The sequence below is a fragment of the Nocardioides sp. NPDC023903 genome (genome assembly GCF_040639295.1).
In the GTDB taxonomy this organism is placed as follows: Bacteria; Actinomycetota; Actinomycetes; order Propionibacteriales; family Nocardioidaceae; genus Nocardioides.
Map to the genome: position 1 here is coordinate 75,441 of NZ_JBEZZS010000010.1, position 20,550 is coordinate 95,990.

The 20,550-nt window shown below is 71.4% G+C and carries 21 protein-coding genes; 10 read left to right on the top strand and 11 right to left on the bottom strand.

Annotation, left to right across the window (positions count from 1 at the left end):
- The first annotated feature begins 14 nt into the window (after positions 1-14).
- A complete protein-coding gene (locus AB0F44_RS13160; RefSeq protein WP_357356010.1) occupies positions 15-1,310 on the top strand; it encodes a DUF58 domain-containing protein in 1,296 nt (431 codons plus the stop codon).
- Positions 1,310-3,598, top strand: coding sequence for a DUF3488 and transglutaminase-like domain-containing protein (locus AB0F44_RS13165; RefSeq protein WP_357356012.1), 2,289 nt, complete (start codon positions 1,310-1,312; stop codon positions 3,596-3,598). Before AB0F44_RS13160 ends, AB0F44_RS13165 begins: the two co-directional genes overlap by 1 nt.
- 10 nt (positions 3,599-3,608) lie before the next feature.
- Here the strand turns inward: AB0F44_RS13165 and AB0F44_RS13170 are convergent, their stop codons facing one another.
- The 5 genes from AB0F44_RS13170 to AB0F44_RS13190 form a co-directional block, all read right to left on the bottom strand.
- Positions 3,609-3,977: a DUF3040 domain-containing protein gene (locus AB0F44_RS13170; RefSeq protein ID WP_357356014.1), complete on the bottom strand. Its 369-nt coding sequence runs from the start codon at positions 3,975-3,977 to the stop codon at positions 3,609-3,611.
- Between the two features lie 145 nt (positions 3,978-4,122).
- Positions 4,123-5,328 (bottom strand): DNA polymerase IV, encoded by a 1,206-nt coding sequence (dinB, locus tag AB0F44_RS13175; protein WP_357356016.1) that lies wholly within the window; start codon positions 5,326-5,328, stop codon positions 4,123-4,125.
- A gap of 117 nt (positions 5,329-5,445) precedes the next feature.
- Positions 5,446-6,171, bottom strand: coding sequence for a methyltransferase domain-containing protein (locus AB0F44_RS13180; RefSeq protein ID WP_357356018.1), 726 nt, complete (start codon positions 6,169-6,171; stop codon positions 5,446-5,448).
- A gap of 49 nt (positions 6,172-6,220) precedes the next feature.
- Positions 6,221-6,682: an SAV_6107 family HEPN domain-containing protein gene (locus tag AB0F44_RS13185; protein WP_350661441.1), complete on the bottom strand. Its 462-nt coding sequence runs from the start codon at positions 6,680-6,682 to the stop codon at positions 6,221-6,223.
- Between the two features lie 170 nt (positions 6,683-6,852).
- Positions 6,853-7,446, bottom strand: a complete 594-nt coding sequence (locus AB0F44_RS13190) for a hypothetical protein (protein WP_357356020.1) — start codon at positions 7,444-7,446, stop codon at positions 6,853-6,855.
- A gap of 144 nt (positions 7,447-7,590) precedes the next feature.
- Here AB0F44_RS13190 and AB0F44_RS13195 point away from each other — a divergent pair, with 144 nt between their 5' ends.
- Positions 7,591-8,226 (top strand): DUF4126 domain-containing protein, encoded by a 636-nt coding sequence (locus tag AB0F44_RS13195; protein WP_357356022.1) that lies wholly within the window; start codon positions 7,591-7,593, stop codon positions 8,224-8,226.
- Positions 8,223-9,548, top strand: a complete 1,326-nt coding sequence (locus AB0F44_RS13200; protein ID WP_357356024.1) for an NAD(P)/FAD-dependent oxidoreductase — start codon at positions 8,223-8,225, stop codon at positions 9,546-9,548. The genes AB0F44_RS13195 and AB0F44_RS13200 overlap by 4 nt, the downstream gene beginning before the upstream one ends.
- Positions 9,549-9,555: 7 nt before the next feature.
- On the opposite strand, the gene metF is transcribed toward AB0F44_RS13200, so the two are convergent.
- Positions 9,556-10,446 carry a methylenetetrahydrofolate reductase [NAD(P)H] gene (gene metF, locus AB0F44_RS13205; protein WP_357356025.1) on the bottom strand — a complete coding sequence of 297 codons (891 nt, stop codon included), beginning with the start codon at positions 10,444-10,446 and terminating at the stop codon, positions 9,556-9,558.
- A gap of 34 nt (positions 10,447-10,480) precedes the next feature.
- Here metF and AB0F44_RS13210 point away from each other — a divergent pair, with 34 nt between their 5' ends.
- The gene (locus AB0F44_RS13210; RefSeq protein ID WP_357356027.1) at positions 10,481-11,566 is read left to right on the top strand and encodes a polyprenyl synthetase family protein; all 1,086 of its coding nucleotides are present in this window, start codon (positions 10,481-10,483) and stop codon (positions 11,564-11,566) included.
- A gap of 30 nt (positions 11,567-11,596) precedes the next feature.
- Here the strand turns inward: AB0F44_RS13210 and AB0F44_RS13215 are convergent, their stop codons facing one another.
- Together AB0F44_RS13215 and sigK are read right to left on the bottom strand one after the other, a co-directional pair.
- A complete protein-coding gene (locus AB0F44_RS13215; RefSeq protein ID WP_357356029.1) occupies positions 11,597-12,274 on the bottom strand; it encodes an anti-sigma factor in 678 nt (225 codons plus the stop codon).
- Entirely contained in the window at positions 12,264-12,866 is a 603-nt protein-coding gene (sigK, locus tag AB0F44_RS13220; RefSeq protein WP_357356031.1) for an ECF RNA polymerase sigma factor SigK, read from the bottom strand. Before sigK ends, AB0F44_RS13215 begins: the two co-directional genes overlap by 11 nt.
- Positions 12,867-12,967: 101 nt before the next feature.
- Between sigK and AB0F44_RS13225 the strand changes: the two genes are divergently transcribed.
- A complete protein-coding gene (locus tag AB0F44_RS13225) occupies positions 12,968-14,497 on the top strand; it encodes a molybdopterin-dependent oxidoreductase (RefSeq protein WP_357356032.1) in 1,530 nt (509 codons plus the stop codon).
- On the opposite strand, the gene AB0F44_RS13230 is transcribed toward AB0F44_RS13225, so the two are convergent.
- The 3 genes from AB0F44_RS13230 to AB0F44_RS13240 are packed head-to-tail and all read right to left on the bottom strand — an operon-like array spanning position 14,498 to position 15,741.
- On the bottom strand, positions 14,498-14,920 hold the full coding sequence (locus tag AB0F44_RS13230) for a barstar family protein (protein ID WP_357356034.1): 423 nt from the start codon (positions 14,918-14,920) through the stop codon (positions 14,498-14,500).
- 5 nt (positions 14,921-14,925) lie between these two features.
- Positions 14,926-15,336 (bottom strand): ribonuclease domain-containing protein, encoded by a 411-nt coding sequence (locus AB0F44_RS13235; protein ID WP_357356036.1) that lies wholly within the window; start codon positions 15,334-15,336, stop codon positions 14,926-14,928.
- Between the two features lie 33 nt (positions 15,337-15,369).
- Positions 15,370-15,741, bottom strand: a complete 372-nt coding sequence (locus tag AB0F44_RS13240) for an Rv2175c family DNA-binding protein (RefSeq protein WP_355229878.1) — start codon at positions 15,739-15,741, stop codon at positions 15,370-15,372.
- A gap of 113 nt (positions 15,742-15,854) precedes the next feature.
- On the opposite strand from AB0F44_RS13240, the gene pknB reads away from it, so the two are divergent.
- The 4 genes from pknB (at position 15,855) to AB0F44_RS13260 (ending at position 20,531) form a co-directional block, all read left to right on the top strand.
- Entirely contained in the window at positions 15,855-17,978 is a 2,124-nt protein-coding gene (pknB, locus tag AB0F44_RS13245; RefSeq protein ID WP_357356038.1) for a Stk1 family PASTA domain-containing Ser/Thr kinase, read from the top strand.
- Positions 17,979-17,980: 2 nt separating this feature from the next.
- Positions 17,981-18,880 carry a deoxyribonuclease IV gene (locus AB0F44_RS13250; RefSeq protein WP_357356040.1) on the top strand — a complete coding sequence of 300 codons (900 nt, stop codon included), beginning with the start codon at positions 17,981-17,983 and terminating at the stop codon, positions 18,878-18,880.
- Positions 18,881-19,074: 194 nt separating this feature from the next.
- On the top strand, positions 19,075-20,055 hold the full coding sequence (locus AB0F44_RS13255; RefSeq protein WP_357356042.1) for a hypothetical protein: 981 nt from the start codon (positions 19,075-19,077) through the stop codon (positions 20,053-20,055).
- Between the two features lie 8 nt (positions 20,056-20,063).
- Positions 20,064-20,531, top strand: coding sequence for a GNAT family N-acetyltransferase (locus tag AB0F44_RS13260; protein ID WP_350661472.1), 468 nt, complete (start codon positions 20,064-20,066; stop codon positions 20,529-20,531).
- Positions 20,532-20,550 lie beyond the last annotated feature (19 nt).

The window sequence follows — 20,550 nt, forward strand, 5'->3', positions numbered from 1 at the left end:
CAAGGAGGGGCGCGATGCGTGAGGCACTGTCCGGACTGACCGTCCGGGGCCGGGCTTTCCTGGCCGCCGGGATCACCGCCATCGTCTGCGGGATCCTGCTGGACCAGTCCACGCTGTCTCGGATCGGGATGCTGCTGGTCGCGCTGCCGCTGGTCACCGCGGTGGTCGCCGCCTGGGGCCGCTACCGGCTCGCGCTCGTCCGCCACATCGAGCCGCACCTGACCGAGGCCGGCCAGCCCGCCAGGGTCGAGCTCACCATCGCCAACGAGGGCCGGATCCCCACCGGGACCCTGCTGCTGGAGGAGACGGTGCCCTACGCGCTGGGCGGCCGGCCGCGCTTCGTGGTCGACCGGATCGGCTTCGGGTGGCGCCACAAGCTCGGCTACCAGATCCGCTCCGAGATCCGGGGCCGCTTCGACATCGGCCCGATGCGGGTGACCGTGGCCGACCCGTTCGGCCTGGTCGAGCTCAACCGCGCCTTCCAGTCCACGGTCCCGTTCACGGTCACGCCGAGGGTGGTCCCGTTGCCCTCGACTCCCCTCACCGGCAACGCCACCTCGTCGGGCGACTCCCGGCCGCGGGCGTTCCTCGGTGGCAGCGCCGAGGATGTCACGGTGCGTGAATACCGGCGCGGCGACGAGCTGCGGCGGGTGCACTGGCGCAGCTCGGCCCGCCTCGGCGAGCTGATGGTGCGCCGCGAGGAGCAGCCCTGGCAGGCCCGGGCCACCGTCTTCCTCGACAACCGCCGCTCGGTCCACCGCGGCCAGGGCGCCGGCTCCTCCTTCGAGCACGCCGTCGTGGTCGCCGCCTCGGTCGCGGTGCACCTGGTGGAGGCCGGCTACTCCGTGCGGCTGGTGACCTCCGGCGGCCACACCCCCGGCGTCGCCGGCGGCAGCGGTGAGCTCAACGCCGGCTGGCACGACCGCGAGGGTCAGGCCGACGCGGCCGCCCTGCTGGAGGCGCTCGCCGTGGTCGAGACCGTCCAGCACCACCGCATCGACGCCTCCTGGATCGGCGAGGCCGGACAGGGCGGAGTCACCGTGGCGGTGCTCGGCTCGCTGGACGAGGAGGACGCCGGCGTACTTCGCCGGGTGCGTCACCACACCGGGTCCGCACTCGCCTTCTCGCTCGCCGTCGACGGCTGGAGCGCGGTGCACCTGGCGCCCGAGCAACGACGGCCCAGCGGCGTACCTCTGCTCATCCAGAACGGCTGGAAGGCGGTCGAGCTCGGGGTCGGTGACTCGGTGGCCACGCGCTGGCGCGAGCTCGGCACCCGGGGCGCGGCAGCGGGAGCCGGGGCATCGCGATGATGACCTCACGCGACACCCGCGGCGTCGTGCCCGCCATGGCGGTGCCACTGACCTGCTTCCTGACCGTGCTGTTCGCGCTGTCGTCTTGGGGCTCGTTCACGAGCACCCGGTTCCCCTATCTCGGCCCGATCCTGGTTGCCGGCCTGCTCGTGGTCGGCACCGGCATCTCCGCGCGGCTGCTGCGCGTGCACGGCTCGGTCGTGGTCCTGCTGCAGGTGCTGCTCGGCACGATCGCGACCAGCCTCCTGGTCGTGCAGCACCCCTTCCCGGTCACCGGCGGCGGCCGGGCACGGGTCACGGCCGAGATGACCGAGGCGTACGTCGCGTTCAACCCGTTCGACCTGCCGATGTCGGGGGCGGAGGTGGCGCCGTACCTCATCCCGGGCGGTGTCGCGGCGGTGCTGCTGGCCGACATCCTGGCGGTCTCGCTGCGGCGCCCGCCGATGATGGGGCTCGTGGTGCTGGGCGTCTTCACGGTGCCGTTCAGCATCATCGGCGCCGGCGGCTGGGGCGGGGTCTCCTGGGTCGTCTTCGCGCTCACCGCGACCTCGTTCCTGGTGATGCTGCGCCTCGACCGTGCCCAGCAGCTCGGCCGCTGGGGCCGGCGCCTCGACGACGACCTCCCGGTGGCGCCTGCCGCCGGGCCGGCGGTCATCGGCGTCTCCGCGGTCGCGATCGCCCTGCTCGCCCCGGCCTGGCTGCCCAGCCCGAGCGTCTCCCTGCCCGGCCTGGGTCCGGGCGACGGCGACGGGCCGCTGCGAGTGATCAACCCGACCGTCGGGCTCTACGACGACCTGCGCCGGCAGAGCGACCAGGTGATGGTGTCGGTGACTCCCGTCTACGGCGACACCGAGACTCCCCCGTCCTATCTACGCGTCGGGGCCCTGACCAAGTTCACCGGCACGGAGTGGACCTCGGGCAACCGCGACGTGCCCTCCGACAACAGCGGCGTGGCCACCTTCGAGCCGCCGATGTCCGACCCGACCCTGCTCGGCGATCCGACGACCTATCAGCTGAAGGCCAGCGCGAAGTTCCAGTCGACCTGGCTCCCGATCTTCGCCCATCCCCTCGAGGTCACCGCGAGGGGGCCGTGGCGCTATGACGAGGACACCCTCGACTTCATGTCCACCGAGGGCAGGGACCAGACCGTGGCCGGGACGAGGTGGCGGATGACCGCCGCCCCCGTCGAGCCGACCCAGGAGCGCCTTCTCGCCGCCGGGGACCCCGGCGTCGGCGCCCCACCGGGCATGACCGACCTGCCGCTGCTCCCCGACGAGATCGAGCAGATTGCCCTGGAGCGGACCGCCGGCCAGGACCGGCCGTTCGCCCAGGCGGTCGCTCTGCAGAACTGGTTCCGGCACAGCGGCGAGTTCACCTACAGCCTGGAGCGTGACGTCGGCACCGACAGCGCGGCCCTGCTGGACTTCCTGACCGACAACAAGGTCGGCTACTGCCAGCAGTACGCCACGGCCATGGCCGTGCTCGCTCGCGAGCTCGGCATCCCGGCGCGGGTCGCCTTCGGCTTCCTGGGCGGCGACCGGGACGAGGACGGCGTGTGGCAGTTCCGCGGCCGCGACCTGCACGCCTGGCCCGAGCTGTGGTTCGAGGACATCGGCTGGATCCGCTTCGAGCCCACGCCGGCGGCCGCCGACACCAGCGAGCCCGGCTACACCACGGGTGCGCTGGGCAATGCCAGCAACGAGCCGGAGGCCCCTCTTCCCAGCGCCGGCACGAGCGTCGCGCCGGTGCCCAACCGACCGCAGCGCGAGGAGCCCGACACGGCGGAGGTGGCCGATACCGGCACCGAGGAGTCCAACGCCGGCGCCGTCTGGACCGGTCTGGGGATCGGGGCTCTGGTCGGCCTGATCGCGCTCGCGGCGCCGGCCGTGATCCGGCGCCGGCGGCGTACGACGCGGCTCGCGGGTGATGCCGAGGCCGGCTGGACCGAGCTGGGTGACACCGCGATCGACCTGGGTCTCCCTTGGTCCGGCACCCGCTCACCGCGGGAGGAGGCCACCAGCCTGGCTCCGCATCTGCAGGGTCGCGAGCCGATGCTCGCTCTGCAGCGGATCGTCGCCGCCGTCGAGCGCAACCGCTACGCGGAGCATCGCGACACCGTGGCGGTCGGGGACGACGTACGCCTGGTCTCGGCCACGCTCAGGGAGAACGCCGATCGGCGTGCCCGTCGCCGGGCACGCCTGTGGCCGGCGTCGGTCTTCCGCCGTCCGCCGGCACCAGCGACCGACGGACCGGTTACCCGGTCCGAGCGGGAGCTGATCTCCTCTTAGAGGTCGTTTCTTAGAGGTCGTTGTCGCGGCGGCGCTGCTTCCAGCGCTCGCTGGCCCGGTCGAGGAACGAGGTGCGGGGCGTGTGGTCCCCATCGTCCTCCTCGACCGCGGCAGCACCACGAAGAGCGGTGAGCAGCACGGAGGTCGAGGCCAGCATCACCAGGAAGCCGACCACCCCGACGATCCACATCCGTGAGATCACACCGGTCATCAGCAACGCGACTCCACCGGCGAGCACGATGCCCGCGAGGACCGCGTGTCGACGTTGGGCACGGCGCAAAGCCGTGCCTCGGAGGGCGGAGGCGAACTTCGGGTCCTCCGCCGAGAGCGCGCGCTCCATCTGCTCAAGCAGGCGAAGCTCCTCTTCCGAGAGTGGCACCGTACCTCCCATGTCCTGTTGGGGCATCTCCAAGTCTAGGCTGGCCACCCTGAAGGCGGTAGTGAGCCCAGAAAATTCTTGTCCCTTGACGTTCTGCCACATGGCACAACCACGACCGATTGTGTCAAGCGAGGTGGCAGGTGCGTCAACCCCGCCCCTGATCCAGCAGGCTCGCGCGGCGTACGAGGCTCGATCCGAAGCGTTCGGCGACCTGATCGATGGCGCGGTCGGCCTCGGACCAGCCCCGTTCCCGCTCGCCGAGCACCAGCTGCCGGTCGGTGCCTTCCCTGGTGACCAGGTGCTCGACCCGGACCCCGACCAGGCGCAGGGCCCGGCCCCGGAGGTTGAGCTCGTCGTAGAGGCTGACAGCGGTGGCGTGCACCTCCTGGGTGACGTCGGTGGGATCGGGCAGCGTGCGGGAGCGCGAGATGGTCTTGAAGTCGGTGAACCGGACGGTCAGTGCGATGGTGCGGCCGACTGTGCCGGCCCGCCGCATCCTGCGCGTGACGCGGGCGGAGAGGCGCAGCAGCTCGCGGACGATGTCCTCGCGGTCGCTGAGGTCGTGACCGAAGGTCTCCTGGGCTCCGGTGGACCGGTCGGGCAGGTCGGGGCCCAGCCGCCCGGTCAGCTCGCGCCGGTCGGTGCCGGTGGCCAGCCGGTGCAGGTGGCCGCCGAGGCGTGGACCGAGGATCTGGTGAAGGGTCGGCACCGGGGTGCGCGCGATGTCGCCCACCGTCTCGAAGCCGAGCCGCCGCAGCCGGGTCCGGGTGCTCGGGCCGACGCCGTAGAGCTCTCCGACGTCGAGCGGGTGGAGGAAGCCGGGGATCTCCTCCGGCCGGACGACCACGACGCCGTCGGGCTTCGCCTTGCGGCTGCCGACCTTGGCCACGCTCGGGGTCGGCGCGACGCCGACCGAGCAGGTGATGCTCAGCTCCTCGGCGATCTGGCGGCGGATCCGCTGGGCGATCTGTTCGGGGCTCCCGAAGAGCCTGGTCGCTCCCCGTACGTCGAGGAACGCCTCGTCGACGCTGACCACCTCCACCAGCGGGGTGGCGCGGCGGAAGATCTCGCGGACCTGGTGGGAGACCTCGGCGACCTCACCGAAGTCGAGCCGGACCGAGACGAGCTGGGGGCACAGCCGTCTCGCCATCGACCCCGGCATCGCGGCCTTCACGCCGTAGGCCCGCGCCGGATAGTTGGCGCAGGTCACCACGCCACGGGCATGTCCCCCGACCACCACCGGCTGGTCCCACAGCTCGGGCTGGTGCCTGATCGCCACGGACACGAAAAAGGCGTCCATGTCGACATGGAGGATCGGGGTGACCTCCGGAGCGCCAGCGGAGGAGGTCACCCCGATCCTCCGAGGACGCGGACAAGCGCTGACTCGGCGCAAATGTCACGCCGGAGCGCTAGCGGAGGCGGGACCTTTGCGCCGCGTCGGCGCCAACCGGCGAAGCGAAGCGAGCCGTCAGCGAAGCGAAGCGAGCAAATGCAGCTGCGAAGCCAGCGGCAGATAATCCGGGCGCGTCGACGCCGCCTGCTCCAGATCGACCAGCGCGTTGGTCGCACCGGGATCGACATCGAGCAGCGACCCAGGAACATGATCCACGAACACACGTACGCCACGAACATCCGAGACCGCGAAGCCGGCAGCCTCGAGCAGCCCGGTGACCTCGTCGAGGGCGAAGCGGCGACCGGAGCGCCCCTGCGAAGTGGTGTCGTCGAGGAGCTCTGCGGCCTGTGCGAAGTGGCCGGCGAGAGCGCGGGAGAGGACGGCGGCGGTGCGCTGGGCGACCAGCAGGCTGAGCGTGCCGCCGGGACGGAGCACCTCGCGGATCCCTGCCAGCGCCGCCGCGGGATCGGGGACGACCTCGAGGACACCGTGACAGAGCACCACGTCGGCACCGCTCGGGTCGGCGACGTCGGAGAGTGCGGCGAGGTCACCCTGGCGCGCGTCGACGGAGACGCCGGCCTCGCGGGCCCGGCGGTCGAGCGCGGCCAGCGCGTCGGGGCTGGGGTCGACGACGGTGACCCGGTGGCCGAGCCCGGCGATGCGTACGGCTGAGGTGCCGGTGCCGCCGCCGATGTCGAGGACGTCGAGCGGGCCGGAGGCCAGGACCGGGTCGAGCGCGTCCCAGACGGCGACGGTCCGGGCGCCTGCCCGACGACTGGTGGAAGCGGAGCCAGCTGACATGGGGCCAAGCGTAGGCCCTGCCTCCCACCCTGCGTACGCCACACCTGGATCAGCCCACGAGGCGGTCGTGCGGGAGCCGGGTGGCCGGAGAGGTGTGGGCCATCAGCCCGAGGGACTCCTCGACGACGGCGAGGAACCGGTCGGCGTCACGCACCTGGTCGTCGGCCTCCTCCGCGGTGACCGCCCGGATCGAGCCGGCCTCAGCGGCGGCGCGCTTGGCGGCGCCGGCGGCGAAGTAGTCGGCCCACTCGGAGAGCTCGGGCGCGACCTTCTTGAGACGGACCCAGGCGTTCCACGGACGACGGCGGCCGGCACGGCTCGCGGCCTCGACGGGGTCGGTGCGGGCGGCGATCAGCGCCGCCGCGGCCTGGAGGGCGGCGACATGAGCGATGGCGTACCTGCTCGGCACGTCGTCGGCCACGATCGCCTCCGCGAGGGACTCGGTGGCGCGGAAGAGGTAGCTGTGTGTCGTCGCCGGCAGCAGATGCATCGGGTCGTCCTTCTCGCTCACGGTCGACCCCGCAGTGGACGGCTCCGGCGGGCGTCGGGGGTCGAGGACGACGCCCGCCAGAGCCTGGTTGTTCGAACATCTGTTCGAACACGAGATCAAACTACACCCCGCCACCGACAGTCACAAGGACGAATCGGGGACGGGGCGTGTCGAGGGGTGCTGCGGGTCGCTCAGTCGTCGGCGACGGCGCCGCGGATGAGGTGCGGCGGGTGGATGTAGCGGGTGTTGGCTGGCAGCCACATGACCACCAGCAGCCCCGCGGCGATGACGATCGCGATCGCGGTGAGCACGCTGATGATCACCGGCGGGCCGGTCAGGATGCCGCCGACGCTGGCCACCGCGGAGATGAAGACCAGGAACGTGATCACGATGCGGGCCCACTCGAAGCCGTTGCGGAGGAAGACCGCGAGCACACCGAGCATGCCGGCCATCACGCCGAACAGGGTGATGGCGGGGGCGATGAACGCCGGCGCGCTGACCCGGTTGTCGGTGGGCGGGTTGATGAGGGCCTCGAGCCCCTCGGTCTCCAGGATGCGCTTGGCCGAGGAGTTGCCCTCCGCCCACGCGCGCACCAACTCGTCGGAGGTCAGCACCATCACCACGACCACGACGGCGCTGAACGCGATCAGACCGACGATCAGGCGAATCGCCCACGTCATCTCCCGCGGCACGGGCTCGGCAGCGAGGGCCGCCACCTCGACAGTGGCCTCCAGGTCCTCGTTCACGACCACACCTTCGTTCTCGTCGGGTGTCGTCATGGTCATCCGGTCTCCTTGCGACGTGGGGGTGAACTCTGCGTTGATCAGCCCATTCTGCCGCACGGGGCACAACGGAGGTAAATACGGGATCGCGTGCGCTTGGTCTCGGGCCGGGTCCGAACTGTCGGTGGCGTAGGCCAAGATGTCTCCATGGAATCTCTAGCGCTGACCTTCTCCAGCGGGTGGGCCAGTGGCATCAACGCCTACCTGGTCGTGCTGGTGCTCGGCGTCGTGCAGCGTACGACCGGGGCCGAGGAGATCCCTGACGTGCTCGGCACCTGGCCGGTGCTGGCGGCCGCGGGGGTGATGTTCGCGATCGAGTTCGTCGCCGACAAGATCCCCTACATCGACTCGACCTGGGACTCGATCTCCACGTTCATCCGGCCCACGATCGGCGCCGTGATCGGTGTCCTGCTCGCCGGCGAGGCCGACTCGCTCAACGCGGCTGTCGCCGGCGTCGTGGGCGGCACCTCGGCGCTGATGTCCCATCTGGTCAAGGCCAGCGAGCGGTTGGCGGTCAACACCTCCCCCGAGCCGGTCTCCAACTCGGTGGTCAGCCTGGCCGAGGACGGCCTGGTCCTCGGCGTGGTCTGGTTCGCGACCGAGCATCCGCTGGCCGCCGCCGGCATCGCCGCGGTCCTGCTGGCGACCGGGCTGGTGCTGGTGTACTTCATCATCCGCACCGTTCGCGGGGGCTGGCGCAGGCTCACCCGCCGCGGAAGACGGGGCGCCCCGCCGCCGGACGAGCCCTCCGACGGCACCACCAAGCCCTACCCCGTCCAGTGACCAGCGTCGTCGTCCTCGGGGGCGGGTACGCCGGGATGGCCAGCGCCGCGAGGCTGGCCAAGCTCGGCCACTCGGTGACCCTTCTCGAGGCCTCCGGTCAGCTCGGCGGCGCTCTGGTGCCGGTGCGCGAGGAGGGGTTCACCTGGGACGCCTCGGCGACCTCGACGCTGCTGCCCGCGGTCATGCGCGACCTGTTCCGCAAGTCCGGTCGGCCCGCGGAGCGTGAGCTCGAGCTGGTGCCGATGGACGTCATCCGCGAGCACCGGTTCGCCGACAAGACCTCGGTCTCGATCCCCGGCGGCACCCGCGGCGCCCAGTTGGCGGCCTTCGACGAGCTCGGCCCTGGCATGGGCCAGCGATGGACCGATTACGTCGCCCGGTTCAGCGAGGACTGGGAGGTGCTGCGCCAGCACTACTTCGAGGTGCCGTGGGAGCCCTCGGCGCTGCCCTCCGCCGTCGCGGAACGGTTCCGGTCCCGCGAGACCCTCCACAAGCGGCTGCGCAAGACGTTCAAGGACGAGCGGCTCCGGCTGGTCGCGGCGCACCCGTTCGTCGCCGCGGGGCAGGAGCTGCGTGACGTACCTGCCTGGGCCGGGCTGACCGCCTATCTCGAGCAGCGGTTCGGCGCCTGGCGGGTCGAGGGCGGGATGGGGGTGGTGGCCGAGGTGCTCGCCGCCCGGATGGCCACCCGCCGGGTCTCGGTTCAGACCGCGACCCGGGTGGAGGACATCGTCGTACGCGAAGGGCGGGCGGTCGCGGTCAGCACCACCGCCGGAGAGATCGATCTCGGCGCCGACGGAGCGGTCGTCCTCGCCTTCGACCCGCGCTCGCTGCCGGCCCTGCGGCCGTTCGTGGAGCGCACGTTGCCGGCGATCCCGCCGATGACGTTCCATCTCGGGCTCTCCTCGCTGCCCGAGCATCTGGTCGATCTGCCCGACGAACTGGTGCTCCACGGCGAGCCCACTCTTGTCGTACGCACCCGCGGGCTCGCCCCCGAGGGGCAGCACGCCTGGACGATCCACTCCTACGGCAAGCTGATGGAGGACGTCCTGCTGGCGCTGGCGCGCCACAAGATCGATGTGCGCGAGCACGTCGTGCACCGTGTCGACCTGGGCGCCGCCGAGCTCGTACGCCGCTGGCGCGGGTCACCGCTGGGCGTGAAGTGGTCGGGGCGCGGCACGGTGTTCCAGCGTCTCGGGCCGCGCACCCCTCTCCCGAACGTGTACGCCGCCGGCGCCCACGCCACGCCCGGCTCCGGGCTGCCGTTCGCCGGGCTGTCGTCCGCGCTGGTCGCGCAGTCGATCGGGCCTGCCGAGAAATGAGCGCGGTCTAGACCGTGACGTTGAGCTTGGCGAAGATCTCCAGCGTCGCCTTGGAGCGGTTGAGCGTGTAGAAGTGCAGCCCGGGCGCGCCTCCGTCGAGGAGCTCCTGGCACAGCTCGGCGGCCACCGCGATGCCCTCGGCACGGATGTCGGCGGGCTCGGGACCGGCGGCGCTGAGGCGCTCCACGATCTCCTCGGGGACCTCGGCGCCGATCAGCTCGCTCTGGCGGCGGATGGCGGCGAGGTTCAGGATCGGCATGATCCCCGGCAGGATCGGGATGTCGACGCCGCGAGCTCGGACCCGGTCGACGAGGCCGAAGTAGTCGGCCGCACGGAAGAACATCTGGGTGACCGCGAACTCCGCGCCGGCCTTCGCCTTGGCGACCAGCACGTCGGCGTCGGCCTCGAGCGACTCGGCACTCGGGTGGCCCTCCGGGAAGGCGGCGACTCCGATGCGGAAGTCGCCGCGCTCCCGGGCGAGCTTCACCACGTCGATCGCGTAGTCGAGACCGCCCGGCGTCGGGGTCCACTCGGCGCGCGGTCCCTCGGCGGGGTCGCCGCGCAGCGCCATCACGTGCTCGACGCCCTTCGCCGCATAGGCGTCCAGGATCCCCGCGACCTCGTCGCGGGTGTGGCCGACGCAGGTCAGGTGGGCGACCGGCAGCAGCTCGGTCTCCGCGGCGATCCGGCCGGTGATGGCGACCGTCTTGTCACGGGTCGAGCCGCCGGCACCGTAGGTGACGCTCACGAAGGTGGGGCGGTAGGGCTCCAGCGCGCGCACGGCGTTCCAGAGCTGCTCCTCGCCGGCCTCGTCCTTCGGCGGGAAGAACTCGAAGGAGAACGAGCGCTCGCCTTGGTTGATCAGCTCCGCGAGGGAGCGTCCACGTCCAGTCACCATCGGGCCATCCTAGGCAGTGCCCTAGGCTCGGAGAGTGAATGAAACGTGGGACGCCGATGAATTCCGCAGTCGCGTCCAGGGGGCACTGGACACCTTTCTCGAGACACAGTCCCAGCGGCTGGTTCCGCTCGGTGACGAGGTCGAACCGCTGCTGCGCCGGGCCCGCGAGTCGATGTCCGGAGGCAAGCGGCTGCGCGCCGCGTTCTGCTACTGGGGCTTCCACGCGGTCCGCCCCGCCCCCTCGCCGGCCGAGGAGGAGTCGCTCGTACGCGCCGCCGCGGCGCTCGAGCTGCTCCAGGCCTCGGCGCTCGTCCACGACGACGTCATCGACGACTCCGACACCCGGCGCGGAGCGCCCTCCGCGCACCGCGCCTTCGAGGCCGACCATGCCGCCGCGGGCTGGCCGGGCCGGTCCCGTGCCTACGGTGATGCCGCGGCCGTGCTCCTCGGAGACCTGCTGCTGACCTGGTCGGACGAGCTGCTGCGTACCTCTGGGTTCGGGGACTCCGAGACCTCCGCCGCCCTGTCGGTCTTCGACCACACCCGCACCGAGGTGATCGCCGGGCAGTTCCTCGACATCACCGTCCAGGCGCGCGGCGCGGCGGACGTCGAAGCGGCGATGAAGGTGGTGCGCTACAAGGCGGCCAAGTACTCCGTCGAGCGCCCCCTCCACGTCGGCGCCGCCCTGGCCGGAGCCTCCCCGGAGCAGATCGAGGCCCTTTCGGCCTACGGCCTCCCCGTCGGCGAGGCCTTCCAGCTCCGCGACGACCTCCTCGGCGTCTTCGGCGACCCCTCGGTCACCGGCAAGCCCGCCGGCGACGACCTCGTCGAGGGCAAGCGCACCGTCCTGGTCGCCCTCGCCCTGAAGGCATCACCGCCCGCCGACGCCGACCTCCTGGACCGCTCCCTCGGCCAGCCGCTCACGGAGGACCAGGTCGCGGAGCTACGTACGATCATCGCCTCCTCCGGCGCGGAGCAGCAGGTCGAGAAGACCATCACCGAGCTCGCCGACCAGGGCCTCACCGCCCTCGACGACGCCAAGTCGTCAGGAGTCCTCGACGCGAACGCCGCAGAGGTCCTGCGCGCCCTCGCCACCGCCGCCACCCAGCGCACGGTCTAGCCGAGACGTCACCCCGGGCGGCCGAAGCGTCTAGAGCGAGGTGGCGGGCATCTCGAAGAGGACCTTGTCGGACGGCTTGTCGGAGCCGCCCTCGGGTTCCATGGTGACCATCAGGTCGCCGTCCTCGACCGGTACGGCGACGGCCATCTCCTCGTCGAGGACGCCGGCGGACTCCATGCCGGCGTCGGTGTGCCACCAGACCTGGTAGGTCATCCCGGCAGGGCGGTCGAGATGGGCGGTGTCGACGGCGACCATGTGCATCTCGTGGGACATCGCGACCATCAGCTCGCCGTCGGACGTCTCCTCCTTGTGCATCCTCGCATCGGGGGCCGACATCACCTCGGCGGCGGTCATGGCGGGCGGGTCGTCGTCTTGTACGACCACGCCTACCGTCACGCCGACACCGATGACCAGGGCGGCGACCGCGGCGATCACGCCCGCGAACCAACGACGGCGAGCGCGGTCCGCCGCGACGACGGGCCGGAGCTGCGGAGTCTCCGAGGCCGTACGCATCACGCTCGCGCGCAGCGATGCCGGAGGTGTCTCGGCGACCTCATCGGCCAGCGACGCGGTCGCCGACCGCAGCGAGTCGACCTCCTCCCGGCAGTCAGGGCAGGCAGCCAGGTGCGCCTCGACCTCTGCTCGCTCGGCAGGCTCCAACGCATGGAGGAGATAGGCCCCGACCAGGCCGTGTACGTCAGGCGCCATCGCGAGCCTCCAGACAGTCACGAAGACGGATCAGCCCGTCCCGCATCCGCGACTTCACCGTCGGCAGCGGCCGGCCGAGCAGCTCGGCGACCTCGGGATAGGTGAAGCCCTGGTAGTAGGCCAGCCGAACGGCCTGCGACTGCAGCGGGGTGAGGGAGTCCAGGCAGCGGCGTACGCCTTCGTGCTCCGCCGCCGTGACGACGGCGTCCTCCGGGCCGGCGACGTCGACCGGCTCACGCCGGGCGACATGCTCCTCCCTCGCTCGCGAGGCCTGCGAGGAGCGCACGGTGTCGACGGCGCGACGGTGCGCGATCGTCAGCACCCAGGTCCGGACGGAGCCGCGCGACGGGTCGAACCGGGCGGCCTGGCGCCACATCTCGGTGAACACCTCCTGGGTCACCTCCTCCGCACGCGAGGGGTCGCGCACGACCCGCCGGGCGACGCCGAAGACGAGCGGAGCCAGGTCGTCGTAGAGCCGGCCGAAGGCATCGAGGTCGCCACCGGCGACCGCGGCGAGCACCGCCGCCGGGTCCAGGTCGTCATCGGGGTCGGGTGACGTCTCGTCGCCCACGACCCGCAGCGCTCGCCGCACGCGCACCCCTTTCGACAAATGACCGATCTCACTCCGGGTTCGCAGCCGAAGAGTGGGAGGATTGGTCCCATCCGACCATCGATCGGCCACGAACCCACAGCATGGCATCCCGCATCCTCCTCGGACGTCCGTACGGCCCCGTCGCGGGCATAGCCGCCGGCGTGCTCGGCCTCGGCGTCGCCGAGCTGATCGCCGCCCTCGCCGGCGGCGCCTCTCCCCTGCTCGCGCTCGGCGACCGGGTCATCGACCTCACCCCGCGCTGGCTCAAGGAGGCGGCGGTCGCCACCTTCGGCACCGCCGACAAGCCGATCCTGCTCGGCTGCGTCGGGCTGGTCACGCTGGTCCTGCTCGGAGTGGCCGGCGCCCTGGCCGTACGCCGCCCCGCCCTCGGCGCGGGCATGCTGCTGCTCCTCGGGGCCATCGACATCGCCGCCCTCCTGGCCGACCGGGCCGGCAACGGGACAACCGGGATCGTCGCGATCGTGATCGGCCTCGCGGTCGGCATCACCGCACTGATCCTCCTCACCCGGCCCCTACGCGACACCGACAGCCCGCCCACCGAGGCAGAGGCGCCCGACGGCTTCGACCGTCGCAGGTTCCTGGTCGCCGCGGCCGCCGTGACCGCGGTCGGCGCGGTCGGCGGCGTCGGCGCGAAGGTGGTCACCGGCCGCCGGCACCCCGCGACGAAGCTGCCCATCCCGGCAGCCGTCTCCCCCGCCGCGCCCCTCCCGGGAGGCGCAGAGCTCCGGATCGACGGCCTCACGCCCCACCTGACCCCCGTAGACGACTTCTACCGCATCGACATCGCCCTGCTCACCCCACGCGTCGACCTCGCCGACTACCGGCTCAAGATCCACGGCCTGGTCGACAACCCGGTCGAGCTGACCTACGAGGACCTGCTCGCGATGCCGCTCTACGAGCGCCGCGTGACGATCTGCTGCGTCTCCAACGAGGTCGGCGGTGACCTGATCGGCAACGCGACCTGGACCGGCGTACGCATCCGCGACGTCCTCAAGCGCGCCGGCCTCTCCCCCGACGCCGACGCGGTCAAGTCCACCGGTGCCGACGGCATCACCATCGGCACCCCGCTCGAGGCGCTCACCGACGGCCGCGACTCGCTGCTCGCGATCGCCCAGGACGGGGAGCCGCTGACCCAGGACCACGGCTTCCCCGTACGCATGGTCGTGCCCGGCCTCTACGGCTACGTCTCGGCGACCAAGTGGCTCACCGACCTCGAGGTCACCCGTTTCGCCGACTTCCGCGCCTACTGGACCGACCGCGGCTGGTCTGCCGAGGGACCGATCAAGACCGAGTGCCGCATCGACATCCCGGGCGAGGACACGACGCCCGGCGAGGTGACCGTCGCAGGTGTCGCCTGGGCGCAGCACCGCGGCGTGAGCAAGGTCGAGGTACGCGTCGACGACGGCCCCTGGGAGCCCGCCACGCTCGCCGCCGAGGACAGCATCGACACCTGGCGCCAGTGGACCTACCGCTGGGACGCGACCGAGGGCGAGCACCAGATCCAGGCAAGGGCCTACGACCGCACCGGCACTCCGCAGACCGCCGACGAGGCGCCGCCCGCTCCCGACGGAGCCACCGGCTACCCGACGCGTACCGTCAACGTCGGGTGATCAGCCCAGGTCGGGCAGGTCCGTCTCCGGGCCGTCCCCGCGCAGCAGCACGGTGAACGCCGGGCGGTCCTCGGAGATCTCCGCGGACCGCTCCTGGAGGACCCGGACGATCTTGTCGAAACCGGCACGATCCGCGTACGCAGCGCATCCCCAGGTCTCCCACAGCAGCACCGTGGGCGCGGAGAGATCGCGCAGCGAGTCCCAGAGCGCGTCGAGGTTGCGGCCGAAGTGGGCCGGAAACCGCAGCGCGGCACCGATGGCGCCGAGCACCTCGTCCTTGGTCTCGGCCACGACGGCGATCTGCGCCAGCGACCAGCCGGCGCCGGTCACCGAGTCGGAGAGGTCGGCCGCGGCCAGCTCGGTGTGCCACCGATAGACGCCGGGATCGGCCTTCCCGGCCAGAAGCCCTGCCAGTCCACTCATCTCAATCACCCCCGGTCGATCCGTGAGAACGACTCGTAGTGGTCCTCGGTGAAGTAGAACTCCCCACCCTCGCCTGTGACGATACGCCGCGCGCCGCGGTCATCGGAGCCGGGCGTGGGCACGGTGTATTCGGCGTAGTAGCCCGACGCCTCGTCCGGCAGGATCCCCTCGCGGTTGCCGAAGGTGCTGCCGTCCTTGCCCGGGTAGGGGAACGGGCCGCCGGCGTCGATCAGCTCGAGCGTCTCCACGCCCTCGGGCGGCAGATCGGACTCCGCGATCCAGGCGAGGCCGCTCTCCGGGTCGGTGCCGGTCTTCCCGCCACCGCCCGCGCCGGAGTCACCGCCGCCTCCGCATCCGGCGACCAGCGCCATCAGGACGGCGATCACCAGGCCAACCAGGGCGTACTTCGACCTCACGAGGTTCCTCCGAGACGTACGGAACGGGCGGGTCTAGAGTGCCATGGCCTGAGCCCGGCGCTTGACCTCCGACCCGCGGTTCTCCCGAAGCGCGTCGATCGGGCGGCCGGGAAGGTCGTCGTCGAGGAAGAGCCAGGCGATGATCTCGCGGTCGTCGTAGCGTCCGTCGTGGAGCACGTGCAGCAGCCCGCTCAGACCCTTGACCGGCAGGCCATCCTGGATGAACAGGGCCGGGATGTGCTGGCCCTTGACGCCCGGCGGCACCGCCGCCGCGAGTTCGTGCTCGCGGATCATCGTGCGCACCTTCCCCACGGTCACTCCGAGCAACGACGCGGCCGTGGCCCAGTCGATCCACTCTTCAACCAGGACGCCCAGATCCTGCTCCGCCAGCCGCAAGTCGCTCATAACAATCACATTACCGGCCGGGGTAGCCGGTTCGGAAAGTCGTGAGTGGGACCCGCTGGTCCGTACCATTGCCCGGTCCGGAATACTTCTCCGACCGGAGACAGGAGGATCGCGTGGCTAGTGAGGCGGACCCCCGTGACGACGTCATCGGGCGCCACGGCGGAGGCTCGGCTACCGCATCCGAACCCCTTCTGGGCAAAGTCTTGGGGATGCGTTACCGGATCGTCGAGAAGGTCGCGAAGGGCGGCATGGCGACGGTCTACGTCGCCCACGACATGCGGCTGGACCGCATCGTCGCCGTCAAGGTCATGCACCAGGACCTCGACGAGGAGGGCAACTTCGCCGAGCGGTTCGTACGCGAGGGCAGGTCGGCCGCGAAGCTGTCCCACCCCAACGTGGTCGCCGTCTACGACCAGGACGAGGACGACGGCGTCGCCTTCCTCGCGATGGAGTACATCGAAGGCCACACCCTGCGCGACACCATCGCCTCGCAGGCGCCGCTGGGCGCGGCGAAGGCGCTGGCCTACATCGAGCCGATCCTGAGCGCGATGACCGCTGCGCACGCGATCGGCATCGTGCACCGCGACATCAAGCCCGAGAACGTGCTCATCACCACCGGTGCCGCCTCGATCTCGCAGCGGGTCAAGGTCGCCGACTTCGGCCTGGCCCGGGTGATGAACAACAACTCCAACGACGCCACCACCGGCAACCTGGTCGGCACCGTCTCCTATCTCGCGCCCGAGCTGGTCACCGAGTCCAGGTCCGGCCCACGGTCCGATGTCTACGCCGCCGGCGTCGTCCTCTACGAGCTGCTCACCGGCCGCAAGCCGCACAGCGGCCCCTCGCCGGTCGAGGTCGCCTACAAGCACGTCCACGAGGACGTCCCGCCGCCCTCCAAGGCCGCTCCCGGCATCCCGCGGTACGTCGACGCCCTGGTCGCCCGCGCGACCGCCCGCGATCCCGAGCTTCGCCCGGCCGACGCCGGCGTGCTGCTGCGCATGGTCAACCGCGTCATGGCGACCCTGTCCGCGGGCATCTTCGACGACCCCGACCTCACCGCCGACCTGGCGCTTCCCAGGGCCGGCGCGCCCGAGAAGTGCACACAGGTCGCCGACTCCCCGGCACGGGCCCACGACGAGTCAGCCGCCGAGTCGACCGCCGTCCTGCCCGCGCTCGGCCTGGGACCCTCCGGCCCGACCGGACCGTCCCGTCCCCCGCCGGGCCGTCCCCCGGGTCCGCCGGGACCGCCCCCGGGCGTCGGCCTCCCCTCTGGCGCACGGCTCTCGCTGAGCGAGCCCGAGGAGAACGTACGCATCGCCCCGACCCCCGCGCAGCCGAAGCAGCGCTGGAGCATGCCGGCGACCTGGAAGGGCCCGATCGCGATCGGCGCCGCCGTGGTGGCCGTCGCGCTGGTGGCGACCGGACTGTGGTGGTTCGTGGACGGCCGCTACGAGCGGGTGCCCTCGGTGGCCGGTCTGAGCAAGGCCGCGGCCACCACGCAGCTGCAGGACGCCGGCTTCGAGGTCTCGGCCAACACCGAGTTCTCCGACACCATCGACAAGGGCGTGGTGATCGACTCCGACCCCGGCCAGGGCGACAAGGTGCTGCCCGGATCGACGGTCGAGATCAGCGTGAGCAGGGGCATCGAGGAATACTCCGTGCCCAAGGTCAAGGGCATGGTCGCCGACGACGCCCAGGACGAGATCCGCGACCTCGGCCTCGGCATCGGCGACCCGATCGAGAAGTTCAACGACAACGTCCCCGAGGGCCACGTCATCAACTCCCAGCCGCGCGCCGGCACGCTGGTGCGGCCCGGCAAGGCGATCGTGCTGGTGATCAGCAAGGGTCCGGCCCCCGTCGACATCGTCGACTGGACCGGCCGCAGCGCCGAGCGTGCCAAGAAGTCGCTCGAGGCCGACGGCCTGAAGGTCGAGATCACCGAGGAGGAGAACAAGGACGCCCAGCCTGGCACGGTGCTCAGCCAGAGCCCCAACTCCGGCACCCTCCCCAAGGGCGAGACCGTGACCCTCGTGGTCGCCAAGGGTCCCGCCGCCGTCGCCGTCCCCAACGTCGTCGGCAGCAGCAAGGACACCGCGAAGCAGACCCTCGAGGCTGCAGGCTTCAAGGTCAAGGAGGAGAAGGACGACTTCGCGCTCGGCCTCAACTTCGTGACCCGGCAGGAGCCCGCCGGGGGCGAGGCGCCGTACGGCTCCGAGATCACGATCTGGCTGAACTGACCTTGACCTCTTCTCGGACCTCTCTTCGCAACCCGATCGGCACCCACGTACAGGTGGGCAAGGGTCTCGTCGCCGGTGCCCTCGCCAACACCGACGCGGTCGGCGGCGAGACGCTGCAGATCTTCGTCGGCAACCCGCGCGGCTGGGCGCTCTCGGCCGGGAAGCCGGCCGAGGACAAGGCGTTCCGGGCGGAGCTCGAACGGCGCGGCATGCGTGCCTTCGTCCACGCTCCCTATCTGGTCAACCTCGGCTCGCCGACCCCGGCCACCTACGAGAGGTCCGCGGCCCTGGTCGCCCACAACCTCCGCCGTGCCGCCGACATCGGCGCCGAAGGGGTCGTCATCCACACCGGCTCCTTCGTCTCCCCCGACGGGGACGCGATCGAGAAGCACGCCGTCGCGATGAAGCAGGTGCGCGAGGCGCTGCTGCCGGTGCTCGACGAGATCTCCGCCGAGGACGCTCCCTGGCTGCTGCTGGAGCCGACCGCCGGTCAGGGACGCTCGCTGTGCGCCGGCGTCGAGGACCTGCCCGCCTACCTGGAGGCCGTCGACTTCCACCCCAAGGCCGGGATCTGCCTGGACACCTGCCATGTCTTCGCCGCCGGTGCCCCGCTGGACGAGCCCGGTGGCGCGACCGCGTGTGTCGACCGGATCGTCGAGATCGGCGGCCCCGGACGGCTCCGGCTGATCCACGCCAACGACTCCAAGGACGTACGCGGCAAGCACCTCGACCGCCACGAGCAGATCGGTCGCGGCCACATCGGCACGACGGCCTTCGAGGAGCTCTTCGCGCATCCGGCGACCGACGGCGTCCCCTTCATCCTGGAGACTCCGGGCTCTCGCGACGCGGACAACCCCGATATCGCGCTGCTGCGCGATCTGCGGGCATCGGCCCAAGGTTAAGGGCGGGTGACCTAGGCTTGGGACCGCACGGGAGTGATCTTCGACGCCATGGGGGTGGCATGACCAGCTGCGCACAGTGTGGACACCGGCTGTCCGATGAGCCGGCGTGCCCGATGTGTGGACTCGAGGTCGCCACGGAGCCCGATCGAGCAGCCGAGGCTGACTCCACCGATGTAGAGGAAAGGACGCCACCCGTGTCCGCTGCTGAAGCGAAGCCCGAAGCAATACAGTCTGCTGCCAACGATGTCGTCACACCTGAGCTCGACGAGCCCAACGAGGCAACCGTGATCCGGAAGCCCGTCGAGGCCACCGCCCCGGAGGCCGTCGAGGACGAACCCGACGCGGCGCAGACCTCACTGAGCCTGCCCCGGATCAGCGCCTACGGCGACGACAACGTGCCGGGTCCGGCAAGCTCCGCGACCGCCACGAAGCCGAACGACGAGCCCACCGAACGCACCTCGAGGCGCCAGGCGCCGTCCGTCGAGGAGAAGCTCGACACCGACGAACCCGACGGGACCACCGCGCTCCGTCCGGCGTACGCACCGCCGACCGCCCCGCCGCCCACCACTCCTCCGCCTGCGCATGAGCCGGCAGCCGCGACGGAGGCCGTGATCCCTGATCCGGAGCCGTCGCCCATCCCGGACCCCTCGCCCTTCCCGGAGCCGACTCCGGTCCCAGGACCCGACCCCGTCCCCGACCCGGAGCCGACGCCCGAGCCGCCCCCGGAGCCGGGCCCCCTTCCCGGGCCTGAGCCCGTCCCGGAGCCCGAGCCGGTCTCCGTGGCCACGGCCGAGGTGGCGTACCAGCCCTTCGTCCAGCCCTCCGGGATGCTCGTCCAGGAGTCGCGCAACGGGAAGGCCCGCCACTGGGCCCCGCCTGAGGAGACTCCGGCCGACCAGGTCTACGAGACCGAGCCCGCCTACGCGACCGGCTACGCCGAGGAGGCCTACGCCACCGAGGACGCCGGCGAGTGGCAGACCGGCTACGGGTACGCCGGCGAGCCGGAGCCCCTCGAGCAGGACTTCGGCGACTACGGCGCCCAGCAGGAGTACGTCTCCTCGCTGATGGCCTCCGAGACCGAGGACAACCCCTCGACCTGGATCGTGCTGCTGTGGGTGGGCGCGATCTTCATGATCGTGATGCTCGTGCTCGGCATCTGGCTGATGACGCTGTAGCAGCCTAGATGCCGAGAATCATCGTCGCCGAGATCAGCAGCGACGAGCAGCGCGCCCTTGCGCTCGACGTCTGGCGGGCGGCCAACGCCGCCCGCCGCCGCACCGCCACCGAGGCCCGTATCCGCCGGGTCCGCGAGAAGCTGGAGTCCGCCGAGCTGGCGCTGCTCGCCCACTACGGCACCCGCCCGGCGGGGATGCTGGTCGCCGAGACCTACCTCGTCGACGGCGTACCCCTCCCCGGCTACGGCCACATCTCGATGGTCTTCGTCGACCCCGCCGTCTGGGGCTCCCACGTCGGCACCGAGATGATCCGCGACCTCCAGTCACGCGACTGGGAGGGCCTCAGCGTCTGGACCCGCACCGACAACCGCCGCGCCCAGCGCCTCTACGAGCGCACCGGCTTCACCGACACCAACAACCGCAGCATCCTCCACGACGGCGACGAGATCATGCAGCTCGCCTGGGCGCGTGAATGAATACCCGGTTAACCGGTAA